11 protein-coding genes are annotated in these 12,985 nt (G+C 70.3%); 3 read left to right on the top strand and 8 right to left on the bottom strand.

Annotated elements, in window-relative coordinates:
* Position 1 precedes the first annotated feature (1 nt).
* From E3T28_RS01185 to E3T28_RS01165, 5 genes are all read right to left on the bottom strand, one after another.
* Positions 2–751, bottom strand: a complete 750-nt coding sequence (locus tag E3T28_RS01185; protein ID WP_134427079.1) for a FadR/GntR family transcriptional regulator — start codon at positions 749–751, stop codon at positions 2–4.
* Between the two features lie 64 nt (positions 752–815).
* Positions 816–1,607, bottom strand: a complete 792-nt coding sequence (locus E3T28_RS01180) for a 3-oxoacyl-ACP reductase (RefSeq protein ID WP_166786886.1) — start codon at positions 1,605–1,607, stop codon at positions 816–818.
* 44 nt (positions 1,608–1,651) lie between these two features.
* Entirely contained in the window at positions 1,652–3,013 is a 1,362-nt protein-coding gene (locus tag E3T28_RS01175) for an aldehyde dehydrogenase family protein (RefSeq protein WP_134427077.1), read from the bottom strand.
* Positions 3,010–3,903, bottom strand: coding sequence for a gamma-glutamyl-gamma-aminobutyrate hydrolase family protein (locus E3T28_RS01170; RefSeq protein WP_198417130.1), 894 nt, complete (start codon positions 3,901–3,903; stop codon positions 3,010–3,012). Before E3T28_RS01170 ends, E3T28_RS01175 begins: the two co-directional genes overlap by 4 nt.
* Positions 3,890–5,257 (bottom strand): glutamine synthetase family protein, encoded by a 1,368-nt coding sequence (locus E3T28_RS01165; RefSeq protein WP_134427075.1) that lies wholly within the window; start codon positions 5,255–5,257, stop codon positions 3,890–3,892. Before E3T28_RS01165 ends, E3T28_RS01170 begins: the two co-directional genes overlap by 14 nt.
* Before the next feature lie 219 nt (positions 5,258–5,476).
* Between E3T28_RS01165 and E3T28_RS01160 the strand changes: the two genes are divergently transcribed.
* Both E3T28_RS01160 and E3T28_RS01155 read left to right on the top strand, forming a co-directional pair.
* Positions 5,477–7,024, top strand: coding sequence for an amino acid permease (locus tag E3T28_RS01160; RefSeq protein ID WP_134427073.1), 1,548 nt, complete (start codon positions 5,477–5,479; stop codon positions 7,022–7,024).
* Positions 7,025–7,160: 136 nt separating this feature from the next.
* The gene (locus E3T28_RS01155) at positions 7,161–8,072 is read left to right on the top strand and encodes an alpha/beta fold hydrolase (RefSeq protein ID WP_134427071.1); all 912 of its coding nucleotides are present in this window, start codon (positions 7,161–7,163) and stop codon (positions 8,070–8,072) included.
* A 16-nt stretch (positions 8,073–8,088) separates the two neighbouring features.
* On the opposite strand, the gene E3T28_RS01150 is transcribed toward E3T28_RS01155, so the two are convergent.
* From E3T28_RS01150 to E3T28_RS01140, 3 genes are all read right to left on the bottom strand, one after another.
* Positions 8,089–8,865, bottom strand: a complete 777-nt coding sequence (locus tag E3T28_RS01150) for a glycosyltransferase family 2 protein (protein WP_134427070.1) — start codon at positions 8,863–8,865, stop codon at positions 8,089–8,091.
* A 61-nt stretch (positions 8,866–8,926) separates the two neighbouring features.
* Positions 8,927–9,802: a fumarylacetoacetate hydrolase family protein gene (locus tag E3T28_RS01145; protein WP_241979111.1), complete on the bottom strand. Its 876-nt coding sequence runs from the start codon at positions 9,800–9,802 to the stop codon at positions 8,927–8,929.
* A gap of 9 nt (positions 9,803–9,811) precedes the next feature.
* Positions 9,812–11,461, bottom strand: coding sequence for a DNA-3-methyladenine glycosylase 2 family protein (locus tag E3T28_RS01140; protein ID WP_134427068.1), 1,650 nt, complete (start codon positions 11,459–11,461; stop codon positions 9,812–9,814).
* A gap of 127 nt (positions 11,462–11,588) precedes the next feature.
* Between E3T28_RS01140 and E3T28_RS01135 the strand changes: the two genes are divergently transcribed.
* Complete coding sequence (locus E3T28_RS01135; protein WP_134427066.1) at positions 11,589–12,980, top strand: FAD-binding oxidoreductase; 1,392 nt, start codon at positions 11,589–11,591, stop codon at positions 12,978–12,980.
* The last annotated feature ends 5 nt before the right edge of the window (positions 12,981–12,985 follow it).

The following is a 12,985-nucleotide window of genomic DNA, read 5'->3' as shown; positions in this document are numbered from 1 at the left end:
CCTACTCCAGGAAGCCGCGCAGCAGCAGGGCGGTGCCGGCCAGGTGCTCGGCCATCGCCTGCGCGGCGGCGTCGGGCCGGCCGGTCAGGATCGCGGTCACGATCTGCTCGTGCTGCCGGTCCGAGTGCGCGATGTTCGGGCCGAGGGACGGGATGTTGTCGAGCAGTTCGTTGACCCGCATCCGTACCTCGGCCAGCAGCGGCACCAACGACGGCGAGCCGGCCAGCTCGCCGATCGTGAGGTGCAGCCTGGAATCCAGCCGCCGGTAGTCCTCGCCGGTGGCGCCGATCGAATCGGCCAGGCTGTTCCAGAGCACCTCCCGTTCGCCGGGTGACAGGGTGCGCGCGGCGGCATGCCGGGCGGCGCCCTCCTCCAGGATCTCGCGGAGTGCGAGCGCGTCCTCGATCTCGGCCACGGGGATGTCCCGGCGTGCCCGCAGCCCACCCTCAGGGCCTCGGCCCGGCGTCTGCTGAGGCAGCGAGTCGCTGACGAAGGTGCCGCCGTAGCGACCGCGACGGGAGACCAGATAGCCGGCATCGGCCAGGGACGCGATCGCATCCCGCAGCGTGTCCCGGCTCACGGCGAGCATGGCGGAGAGTTCGCGTTCGGCAGGCAGTCTCTCGCCGGGCGCGATCAGCCCCAGCCGCACGGTCTGCAGCAACCGCTGCACGGTCTCCTCGAAGGCGTTGCCGCTGTGCACGGGCCGCAGCAGCAGGCCGCTGTCGAGCCCGGGCTGTTCGTCGTCGGTCACTGTTCTGGTCCTGGCTTCTGGTCGGACTCCCAGTCCATCACGGTTTCCCTGTCCGTCCGCACCGCTACATCGGCGTCACGTAGGCAGAGCTGATGCCGCCGTCGACCAGGAACGTGGATCCCGTGATGAACGAGGAGTCGTCGCTGGCCAGGAAGGCGACCGCGGCCGCGAGCTCCTCCGGTTCCGCGAACCGGCCGACCGGGATGTGCACCAGCCGCCGGGCCGCGCGCTCCGGGTCCTTCGCGAACAGTTCCTGCAGCAGCGGGGTGTTCACCGGGCCGGGGCAGAGGGCGTTGACCCTGATGCCCTGGCGCGCGAACTGCACGCCCAGCTCGCGGCTGAGCGCGAGCACTCCGCCCTTGGAGGCGGTGTACGAGATCTGACTGGTCGCGGAGCCGAGCACGGCCACGAACGAGGCCGTGTTGATGATCGACCCGCGGCCCTGTTTCACCATGTAGCGCAGGGCGGACCGGCAGCACAGATACACCGACTTCAGGTTGACGTCCTGCACCCGCTGCCAGGCCGGCAGCTCGGTCGTCTCGATCGAGTCGTCGTCTGGTGGGGAGATCCCGGCGTTGTTGAACGCGATGTCGACGGAGCCGTAGGTGAGGTAGGCGGTGTCGAAGAGGGCGTTGACCTCGTCCTCGTCGGTCACATCCACTTTGACGAAGAGGCAGTCGAGCAGGTCGGCCGCAGCGAGCCCTGCCGGTTCGTCGAGGTCGCCGATCACGACCGTGGCTCCCTCCGCGGCGAAGCGTTTCGCCGTGGCCAAGCCGATACCGCTGGCGCCGCCGGTGATCACGGCGACCCGGCCCGCAAGCCGCTGGGTGAGGTCGATGGGGGTGAGGCTGCTCATGCTGACTCCTTGAACGGGGTTGAGGGGTGAGAGGGCCGAAGCGATCAGTCGACGGCGATGAAGACGTTCTTGGTCTCGGTGAACGACATCGGGGCATCCGGGCCCAGTTCCCGCCCGAGACCCGATTGCTTGAACCCGCCGAACGGGGTCGAGTAGCGCACCGAGGAGTGCGAGTTGACGGACAGGTTGCCGGATTCCACGGCCCGCGCCACCCGGATGGCCCGGCCCACGTCCCGGGTCCAGATCGAGCCGGAGAGGCCGTAGTCGGTGTCGTTGGCCAGCGTGACGGCGTCGTCTTCCCCGTCGAAGGGCAGCACGGTGACGACGGGACCGAAGATCTCGTCGGTGACAGAGCGGTCGGTGCGGGAAGCCGGGGTGAGCACGGTCGGCGGGAACCAGAAACCCGGTCCGGTCGGGGCGTTGCCGCGGAACGCCACGGGGGAGCCCTCCGGCACATAGGCCGAGACCGCGGCGTGGTGCGCGGCCGAGACGAGCGGTCCCATCTCGGTGCCCTCGTCGGCGGGGTCCCCCACCCGCACCCCGGCGACGGCCGGCTCGAGAAGCTCCAGGAACCGGTCGTACACGCTCTGCTCGACCAGGATGCGGCTGCGGGCGCAGCAGTCCTGGCCGGCGTTCTCGAACACCCCGGAGGGTGCGCTGGCGGCGGCCTTCTCCAGATCGGAGTCGGCGAACACGATGTTGGCGCTCTTGCCGCCGAGTTCCAGGGTGACCCGTTTGACCTGGGCGGCACAGCCGGCCATGATCCGTTTGCCGACATCCGTCGACCCGGTGAAGACGACCTTCCGCACCTGGGGGTGTGTGACGAACCGTTCGCCGACCACCGATCCGCGGCCCGGCAGTACCTGGAACAGCCCCTCCGGCAGGCCGGCCTCCCGGGCGAGTTCGCCCAGACGGATGCTGGAGAGTGGCGTCCACTCCGCCGGCTTCAGCAGCACCGCGTTGCCGGCCGCGAGGGCCGGGGCGAAACCCCAGGCCGCGATCGTCATCGGGAAATTCCACGGGGTGATGATGCCGACCACGCCCAGAGGCTCCTGGAACGTCATGTCGAGACCGCCGGACACCGGGATCTGCCGCCCGAACAGGCGCTCGGGGGCGGCCGAGTAGTAGGTCAGCACGTCGCGCACATGGCCGGCCTCCCAGCGCGCCTGCGTGATCGGATGCCCCGAGTTGGCCATCTCGATGCGGGCCAGGTTCTCCCGGTCCCCGTCCACCGCCTCCGCGAAGCGGCGCAGCACGGCCGCCTTGTCGGCCGGCGCCACCCGGGACCAGAGCCGCTGCGCGGCCACCGCACGGGAGACCGCCTCATCGGTCGCTTCCGGGTCGAGGTGTTCGACCACGGTGACGGGAGTCTCGTCGGCCGGGTTGATGACGGTGTAGCTGCTCACGGGGTGTCCCTTTCCTGGCCGTGTTCGTGTCCCTGGCCGTGTTCGTGTTCGTGTTCGTGGTCCTGCTCACGGGCCGCCCGGTAGCGGGTGGCCGCGTCGACGAGGCCCGCGAACAGGCGCAGGTCGTCGTGCTGTTCCGGATGCCACTGCACGGCCACCCCGAACGGAACGCCGGTGAGTTCCACGGCCTGCACGACCCCGTCGTGGGTGCGCGCGGTCACGGTGAGGCCGGCACCGACCCGGTCGATGGACTGGTGGTGGTAGACGGGAACCGGCAGCGGCACATCCAGGGCGTCCAGCAGCCCGTGCAACCTCGACTCGGGTTCCACATGAACGTCCACGATGCTGAAGATGCCGCCGCCGGCCTGGTAGCCGGCGTGGCCGACGACGTCGGGCAGGTGCTGGTGCAGGGTACCGCCCTGCGCGATGTTGAGCATCTGGGCGCCGCGGCAGATTCCGAGCAACGGCAGCTCCCGGTCGATAGCGCGGTGGATCAGCTCGTTCTCCCAGGCGTCGCGATCCGGGCGCGGCTCGTCGGTTCTCGTGTGGGCGGCCTGGCCGTAGCGCGCCGGATCGACGTCCTTGCCGCCGGTGATGACCAGGCCGTCCAGGCCGTCGAGCACCCGCCCGGCGATGGCCGCGTCCACGGGCTGCGGCGGCAGCAGCACGGCGATGCCGCCCGCGCGGACGACCGAGTCGAAATAGGCGTGCGGCAGGAAGGCCGCCGGCACGTCCCAGACGCCGGTCTGGGCCTGCTCGAGGTACGTGGTCAGGCCGATCACCGGGCGCTGGGCGGTGCCGGTTTGTGGGGCCGTGCCGGTTTGTGGGGCGGTGCCGGTTCGCGGGGCGGTGCCGGTTCGCGGGGCGGCGCCGGGATCAGAGGCGCTCAAAGCCGCGCACCCGCTCCCAGTCGGTCACCGCCGCGTCGTAGGCCTCCAACTCGATCCGCGCGTTGTTGAGGTAGTGGTCGACCACCTCGTCGCCGAAGGCCTCCCGGGCGACCGTGGAGGTCGCGAACAGTGCGGTGGCCTCCCGGAGCGAAGCCGGCACGCGCTCGGCGTCGCTTTCGTAGGCGTTGCCGACGAAGACGTCGTCGAGTTCGAGTTCGTTCTCGATGCCGTAGAGGCCCGCCGCGATCAGCGCGGCCACGGCCAGATACTGGTTCACGTCTCCGCCTGGAACCCGGTTCTCCACCCGCAGGCCGAGTCCCGCGCCCACCACGCGCAGGGCGCAGGTGCGGTTGTCGAGGCCCCAGGCGATAGCGGTCGGGGCGAAGCTGCCGCTGACGTAGCGTTTATAGGAGTTGATGTTCGGCGCCGAGAAGAGGGTCAGTTCGCGCATCACCGCGAGTTGGCCGGCGAGGAAGTGGCGGAACAGTTTCGACATGCCGTAGTCGGCATCCGTGTCGGCGAAGACCGCGGACCCGTCGGTGCCGCGCAGGCTGATGTGGATGTGGCAGCTGTTGCCCTCACGCTCGTTGAACTTGGCCATGAAGGTCAGGCTCTTGCCGTGGGCATCCGCGATCTCCTTGGCACCGTTCTTGTAGATCGAGTGGTTGTCGCAGGTGGCCAGGGCGTCGGTGTAGCGGAACGCGATCTCCTGCTGGCCGAGGTTGCACTCGCCCTTGACGCCCTCGCAGTACATGCCGGCGCCGTCCATGGCGTTACGGATGTCCCGCAGCAACGGTTCCATCCGGGTGGAGGCGAGCAGCGCGTAGTCGATGTTGTAGTCGCTGGCGGGGGTCAGGTCGCGGTAGCCCTTCTTCCACGCCTCCCGGTAGCCGTCGTCGAAGACGAGGAACTCCAGCTCGGTGCCGACGTAGGGCACCAGCCCGCGGTCCGCCAGACGGGCCAGCTGAGCCTTCAGGATCTGGCGGGGCGACGCCACCACGGGCGTCTTGTCGAGCCACTGCAGGTCCGCGGTGACGAGAGCGGCCCCGGGCAGCCAGGGCGCCCGGCGCAGCGTGGCGAGGTCGGGGATCATGGCCATGTCGCCATAGCCGCGACGCCAGCTCGACATCTCGTAGCCGTCCACAGTGTTCATCTCGACGTCGACGGCCAGAAGGTAGTTGCAGCACTCCGCGCCGTGGCTCCCCACGTCTTCCAGAAAAAGCCGCGCGGAGACCCGCTTGCCCACCAGCCGTCCCTGCATATCGGTGAAGGCGACGACGATCGTGTCGATGTCGCCGTCTCGAACCAGAGCGGTGAGCTCGTCGAGCGAGAGATTTCCGGAGCGGGGTGTCATCAACTTCTCCTCATCGAGCCGTTCAAAGGGTGAACATTCGACCATTAGACCACAGATCGAGCGTGGCGAAACAGACAATTTTCGTCGCATCCTTACGAGAATCGGGTATGCAAAGGTATGTACACGCCACCATTGGAGCCCTATAGTCATGCCAACGAAAACTCCCGGAGTTGCCGCTCGCTCGCCGAGACGCGCAACCAGAGCGCAAAGGAATCCAGGATGTCCAAAGACACCTTGAACGTCTCGGGCGTGACCTACACGACGGCAGAGGCCGGCTACTTCGAGAAACGCAGGCTCCGGCGCAGCGCCGGGATTTGGGGCCTGTGGGGTCTCGCCGTCGCCGCGGTCATCTCGGGCGATTTCTCGGGCTGGAACTTCGGCATCGATTTCGCCGGATTCGGCGGGATGCTGATCGCCTTCGCCCTCCTCATCGTCATGTATTACGGCATGATCTTCGCGATCGGGGAGATGGCCTCGGCCATGCCGCACACGGGTGGGGCCTACTCCTTCGCCCGCGCGGCGCTCGGACCCTGGGGCGGTTTCGTCACCGGGCTGGCCGAGACCATCGAGTATGTCGCGACCACCGCGGTGATCGTCTACTTCTCGGCGTCCTACGCCGACGGCATCACGAGTGAGTTGCTCGGAGTCTCCCTGCCCGCGTGGGTGTGGTGGGCCATCCTCTACGCCGCGTTCATCGGCCTGAACGCGGCCGGCGCCGCGATCTCGTTCCGGTTCGCGATCGTGGTCTCGATCATCTCCATCGGCATCCTGCTGGTGTTCTCCGTGATGGCGGCCTTCTCCGGCCTCTTCAGCGTAGACAACCTGTTCGATATCGCCCCGGAGGCCGGCCAGTCCGAGTTCCTGCCGTACGGCGTGGTGCCGATCCTGTTCGCCCTGCCCTACGCCATGTGGTTCTTCCTCGGCATCGAGGAGCTGCCGCTGGCCGCGGAGGAGGCACACGACCCGGTGCGGGACATCCCGCGGGCCGGCTTGATCGCCCGTTCGACGCTCATCGTCACCGGAATCCTGGTGCTGGTGCTCAACACCGGGATCGTCGGGGCGTCGAACATCGCGACCGCCGGTGAGCCTCTGCTCGACGGCTTCCGGGCGATGGTCGGCGACGAGGCCGCCGCGGTGCTGGCCCTGTTCGCCCTGGTCGGGCTGCTGGCCTCCCTGCAGGGCATCATGTTCGCCTACGGGCGCAACATGTACTCCCTGTCGCGGGCGGGCTACTACCCGAAGTTCCTCTCCCTGACCGGCCGCCGCCAGACTCCGGCGGTGGCGCTGCTCGTGGGTGCCCTGATCGGCTTCGTGGCCCTGATCCTCGTCGACGCGCTCGGCGGCGCCGGCGGCGTGGCCGGCGCGATCGTGCTGAACATCGCCGTCTGGGGCGCCGTGATCGCCTACATCCTGCAGATGATCTCGTTCGTCGTGCTGCGCAAGAAGTACCCGAACGCGAACCGGCCCTACCGCAGCCCGTGGGGCGTCCCCGGGGCGGTGATCGCGGGCATCCTCTCGCTGGCGATCTTCTTCGGGTTCTTCATCAACGAGCCGGCCCGCCCGGCCATCGCGGCCATCGCCGTGGTCTACGTGGTCATGCTGCTGATCTTCGCGCTCTACGGCCGCAAGCGCCTCGTGCTTTCGCCGGAGGAGGAGTACGCGGTGTCCGGCGGCCTGCACGGCGACCCGCAGAAGGAGGGTTACGGCGGCAAAGTGGAGGAGCAGCTGCTCGCCCTCGACGGCCGGGACGACCAGCCCGCGTCGTAGCCGGCGGAGCGCCCCGCCCGGTCGTGAACGAATTCGACGGAGATTCTCTCGAGAAACGGCTATCCCAGAGAGTTTGGGGCCGATTTCGGCACAATCTCCGTCGAATTCGTTCGGGGGGCGGCGCTACTCTGACCCCATGAGCGTCTGGGAGCGCCGTTCCCGGCGGCGGCCGGGGTCCGCACCGGCCGATGAGGCGGTGTCGCGTGACCGCGCCCTGCCCGACCGGGATTGGACCGTGCTGCCCGCCGGCAGCCGCGCCTTCCGGTTCGCGGCGCCGAGCGGGTACCTCGCCGCTTTCGAGTTGGGCGACCCGGCCGCCCCGAGAATCGTGCTGGTGCCCGGAGCCACCGGCTCCAAGGAGGATTTCGTGCTGCTGGCCCCGCTGCTGGCCGACGCCGGTTACTTCGTGCAGAGCCACGACCTGGCCGGGCAATACCAGTCGCACGCGGCCGGCCCCGACGGAACCGCGCCCTGGGACTACCCCCTGTTCGTGGCCGACCTGATCGCGTTCCTCGAGGCAGGGAGCACTCCAACGCACGTGCTCGGCTACTCGTTCGCCGGGATCGTCGCCGAGCTGGCGCTCGCCGAACGTCCCGAACTGTTCGCCAGCCTGGTCCTGCTGAGGGTGCCGCCGCAGCCGGGCCAGGCGTTCCGGCGGGTGCGGTGGATCGGCCCGCTGAGCCAGGTGCTCCCGCCGAGGCGGATCGCGGAGCTGATCATCTGGGGCATCATCGGGAACCTGAACCGGATGCCCCCTGGCCGGCTCGCGCTCGTCCGGCTCCGGTTCGGGCTCACGAGCCGGCGCAGCGTCGACGAGATCGTCGGGCTGATGAAACGGATGCCCGACCTGCGGGCTGTACTCCGGCGCACCCCGATCCCGTGCCTCGTCGCCGTCGGCGACCGAGACGTCTGGCCCGTTGAACTGCACCGGAGGTTCGCCCGCCGGATCGGTGCCGACATCCGGGTGTACCGCACCGGCCACAGCCCGTGCGAGACCACCCCGAACCAGCTGGCACGCGATCTGCTCGCGCTCTACCGCGCGGTGTGAAGCGCCCGGGGCAGAGTCACCGCCCGATCCGAGAGTGCTGGAATAGTGTGATCCCGGCCCGGTGGAGCCGCATCGCGGACCGGGTGGCGTGCCGGCGCCAGGGGTTGTCCGCGGGCCAGTCCAACAGGAATGTGCGGCCGCCCCATCGCGCCCGGCGGGCGAAGGCGCTCCAGGAATCGAACGGCCGGCCGGAGATCGCGACCCGCAGCGTGGGGTCGTATCGCACGCGCACCGAGGGGCTCAGGTTCAGGCTCAGGTCGAGGTCGTCGTGGATGTCATCGCGGTCGCGGTGCACCCGGAGGCGCGCGTCCAGCCAGACTGCCCGACGCATGGCGAAATTCGACCCGAAGACCGGGCGGTGGCCCAGCCAGAACCGCGTCCAGAAGAAGTAGCCGCCGATGTAGAAGGTGCCGCCCAGCCAGGCCACAAGGGGGCTGCAGTCGTAGAAGTCACCGGGGCCGGTGACCATGTCCGTCTGGGGGGACTCCGCCAGGGCGGACTCGATCCGGGCCAGCCAGTCGGCCGGCGGCACGGAGTCGGCGTCGAGACGGGCGATCACGTCACCGGATGCCGCGTCGTAGCCGGTCGCCGCCGCCGGCCAGATCCCCCGCTGGGGTGCCCGCACGACCCGGGCGCCGCCGGAGAGAGCGATCTCGGCCGAGGCATCCGTGCTCGCGTTGTCGACGACAATCACCTCGTCGGGCGCGCGGTGCTGCCGGGCCAGAGCCGCGAGGCACTTTTCCAGGAAGGCCGCGTCGTTGTAGCAGGGGATCACGACGGAGATCGTCGTCATGGCTGCCTGCCTCCTCGTCCGGGCGCGGCCGTGGTCATGTACTTCCGTGTTGCGGCCACGGTCAGATCGCGCGGCAGTGCGTGGTGAGGAAGCCGATCTTGTCGATGGTGATCGTCACGGTCGAGCCGTCGCGCAGGAAGACCGGCGGCTTGCGGCTATAGCCGGCGCCGCCCGGGCTGCCGGTGGAGATGAGCGTGCCCGGCAGCAGGGTCGAGGTGCTGGAGAGGAAGGAGATCAGCTCGGCGACCGAGCGCACCATGTCGCCGCTCGAGGCATCCTGCAGGATCCGGCCGTCGACGTGGGTGGTCAGCCACAGGTCCTGCGGGTCGGCGATCTGGTCGGCCGTGATGACGACCGGCCCGGTGGGCGTGAAACCGTCGAAGGACTTGCAGCGCGACCACTGCGCCTCGGAGAACTGCAGGTCGCGAGCCGTGATGTCGTTGACGACCGTGTAGCCGAATACGTGGTCGAGGGCGTCAGCCACCGACACGTGGTGGGCGGCCTTGCCGATGATCACGCCGAGTTCGGCCTCGTAGTCGACCTGGCCGGTCAGATCGGTCGGCCAGGTGATCGTGGACTCGTGCCCGGTGAGCGAGTTGGGCCAGAGCGAGAATACGGTCGCCGCCGATTCGATGCGCAGCTTCAGCTCAGCGGAGTGGGCGGCGTAGTTGGCGCCGATCGCGATGATCTGCGGCGGGCGCAGCACGGCCGACGAGTAGCGCAGCTCGGCGAGCGGGGTGAGCGTGGCTCCCTGCCCGGCGGCGTTCTGACTCAGGGCGCGCACCCGGTCGTACTCGTCGGAGCCCTTCTCGATCAGGTCCTGCAGATCGCGGGGGGCATCGTCCATGATCTCGTCGAGGAACAGGGCTGCGTCGTCGAAGACAGCGGCGAGACGCGGAGTGGATTGACCTTCAACTCTGAGGTGGGCGAATTTCACCTGTTCAGGCTATCTGCCCGAAGAGGGGTCTCGCTGCGCGGGGGTCGCCGTGGCGCCTGCCGCACGCCAGAGGTGCATGCCGGCGTAGCTGCGCCACGGCGCCCAGGCGGCGCCGTGGCGGGCGAGTTGCCGGGCCTCGGCTGGGAGGCCGAGCCGCCCGGCGCCCTGCCGCAGGGCCAGGTCGCTGGTCAGCAAGATGTCCGGGCTGCCCAGCACGCGCAGGGCAACGTAGCCGGCCGTCCACGGTCCGATTCCGGCCAGGGCGGTGAGGCGGGTCTCGAGCTCTTCCCGGGTCTGCCCATAGGACAGCACCAGATCGCCGGACCAGAGCGCCTCCGCCACACCGATGATCGCATCGATGCGCGCGGCCGGGCCACGTAGCACGCCGCGCCCCTCGGCCGCGATTCGCTGGGCGGTGGGGAACAGCCGGGTCAGGGGAGCCGCCGTCGGGCCGGGCCCGGTGGCTCCGTGGCCCTGGCCGTCGCCGCCGCCGCGGTTTTTGGCGTCGTCGCCGTCTGAACCCGGGACGAGTTCGTCGCCGAGGGCCGCGGCCAGCCGGGTGAGTGCCGTGCGGGCGGAGGCCACCGAGACCTGCTGGCCGATCAGCGCACGGAACAGCGTTTCCTCGGGGTCCATGCTGCCCGGCACCCGCATACCGGGGGTGGCCGCGATACCGGCTGCGAGGGCCGGGTCCCGCCCGAGCGCCAGGTCGATCGCCCGGGAGTCCGCGTCCAGGTCGAGCAGTCGGCGCACCCGGCTGACGAGCGGCGCGAGGTCGGCGAGGCTGGTCAGGCGGGCGCGGCAGGCGACTGATGGAGCGGCCGCCGTTCCGGATAGGGTCAGTTCCACCGTCGCGGGGCCGGCAGGCAGGCGCAGTGTGCGCGCGTAGCGGGCATCCGTCGCCTGTTCCACCCCCGCGAGGCCGCGCGCGGCGAGGAACCGCAACACCCCTACCCCGTCGAATGGCGCCCGCGCCGGCAACTGCAGGTCGATCCCCGTCCCCGAGGGGACAGATTGTGCGCTCTCGCGACCGATGGGATCGGTTCCGACGGGATCGGTTCCGGTGTGTGCACCCGAGGGCCGGGCGCGGCGCAGCTCTGTGGGGGTGCGATCGTAGACGGCGGCAATGGTGTCGTTGAACTGGCGCACGCTGCCGAAACCGGCGGCGAACGCGACGTCGGTGATCGGGACATCCGTGCCGGTGAGCAGCACCCGGGCGGTCTCCGCGCGGTGCGCCCGGGCGAGCGCGAGCGGGCCGGCGCCGAGCTCGGTCACGAGCACGCGGGTCAGGTGCCGTTCGCTGTAGCCGAGGCGGCGGGCCAGGCCGGGCACCCCCGCCCGCTCGACCGTCCCGTCGCTGATCAGGCGCATGGCCCGGGCGGCGAGGTCGTCACGGATGTCCCAGTCCGGCGACCCGGGCACGGCGTCGGGTAGGCAGCGCTTGCACGCCCGCAGCCCGGCTTCGTGCGCGGCCGCGCTGGTCAGGTAGAACGACACATTCGCCGGCTTCGGTGTCGCCGCCGGGCAGCTGGGGCGGCAGTAGATGCCGGTGGAGTGCACACCCGTGATGAACAGCCCGTCGAAGCGGGCGTCGCGGGAGGACACGGCCCGGTAGCGCTCGGCGAAGACCGGATCGGGGCCGGCAGGAAGGATGGTCACCGGTTCAGCCTGTCACCCGGGGCCCGGGTGCACCAGCGGGAATCGGCCATCGCCGTCGCCGCTCCGGGGCTCGGCCTGCCCGCCGGCGCGGCACTTCGCGCGGCACCCGGCCCGGTACTCTGGGCGCATGACCGCACTGGAGCGCCTGCAGGCTGAACTCGGCACCCACGTCAGCGTCGATCCGCACCGGCTGGCGGCTGTTCGGGCCGACAAGTCGGGCTGGGTGGCCCCGGGCATGCCGCTGGCCGTGGTGTACGCCGCATCCGTCGCCGAGGTGCAGGCCACACTGCGCATCGCGACCGAGTTCCGGGTGCCGGTCATCACCCGGGGCGCCGGAACGGGCCTGGCCGGGGGAGCGTGCGGCTCCGACGGGGCCATCGTGCTCAGCACCTCACGGATGAACCGCATCCTCGAGATCCGGCCGGAGGACGAACTGGCCGTGGTCGAGCCGGGCGTACTGAACGGCGACCTCAACCTGGCCCTCTCCGCGCACGGGCTCTGGTTCGCGCCTGACCCGGCGAGCCGGGCGATCTCCACGGTCGGCGGCAACATCGCCACGAACGCGGGCGGACTGCTCTGCACGAAGTATGGCGTCACCCGGGAGGCGGTGCTGGCGCTGACGGTGGTCCTAGCCGACGGGAGCCTGCTGGAGACCGGGCACCGCACCGTGAAGGGTGTCACCGGCTACGACCTGACCGCGCTGCTCACCGGCTCGGAGGGCACCCTCGGCGTCATCGTCCGGGCCACCGTGCGGGCGCGCGCCATCACGCTGGGAGAGACGGTCACGATCGGCGCGACGTTCCCCGACGTGGCCCAGGCGGCCGCGGCATCCGCTCTCGTCACGGCGGCCCGGCTGCGCCCGGCCGTGATGGAACTCATCGACCCGGTGGCCCTGGCCCTGATCGTGGCGCACCTCGGACCGGACCTCTCCCCGGGAGTGCCGGCCGGGGGCGCGTTCCTACTGGTGCAGACGGATGGCCCGGCGAGCCCGTCCGAGGCGGACCAGGCCGTGGCCGTGCTGCGGGCCGCGGGTGGGGAGGTGCGTGTGTCCACTGACGCCGAGTCCGCCGACCGCCTGCTGGCCGTGCGGCGGGCCGCGCACCCCGCGCTGGCCGCCCACGGCGACGTGCTGATCGAGGATGTCTGCGTGCCTCGGTCCCGGCTGGCCGAGATGTTCGAGCGGATCGCCGCGATCAGCACCCGCACGGGGCTGCTCATCCCCACGGTGGCCCATGCCGGTGACGGCAACCTGCACCCCAACTTCCTGATCCCGTTCGATCCGTCCCGGGTCAGCGCGGAGCCGGTCGTACCCGAACAGGTCTGGTTGGCGGCCGGAGAGCTCTTCCGCGCCGCGCTCGAACTCGGCGGCACCCTCACCGGTGAGCACGGGGTCGGCGTGCTCAAGCGGCGCTGGCTGGCCGAGGAACTCGGCGACCCCGGCCTGGCCCTTCAGCGTCGGATCAAGGCGGTGTTCGACCCGCTGGGCATCCTCAACCCGGGCACGATGTTCGGGTCCTGAGCACG

The sequence above is a fragment of the Cryobacterium sinapicolor genome (genome assembly GCF_004403465.1).
GTDB lineage: Bacteria > Actinomycetota > Actinomycetes > Actinomycetales > Microbacteriaceae > Cryobacterium > Cryobacterium sinapicolor.
The sequence above is the reverse complement of the archived record's forward strand: the minus strand, read 5'-3'. Positions and strand labels throughout refer to the sequence as shown.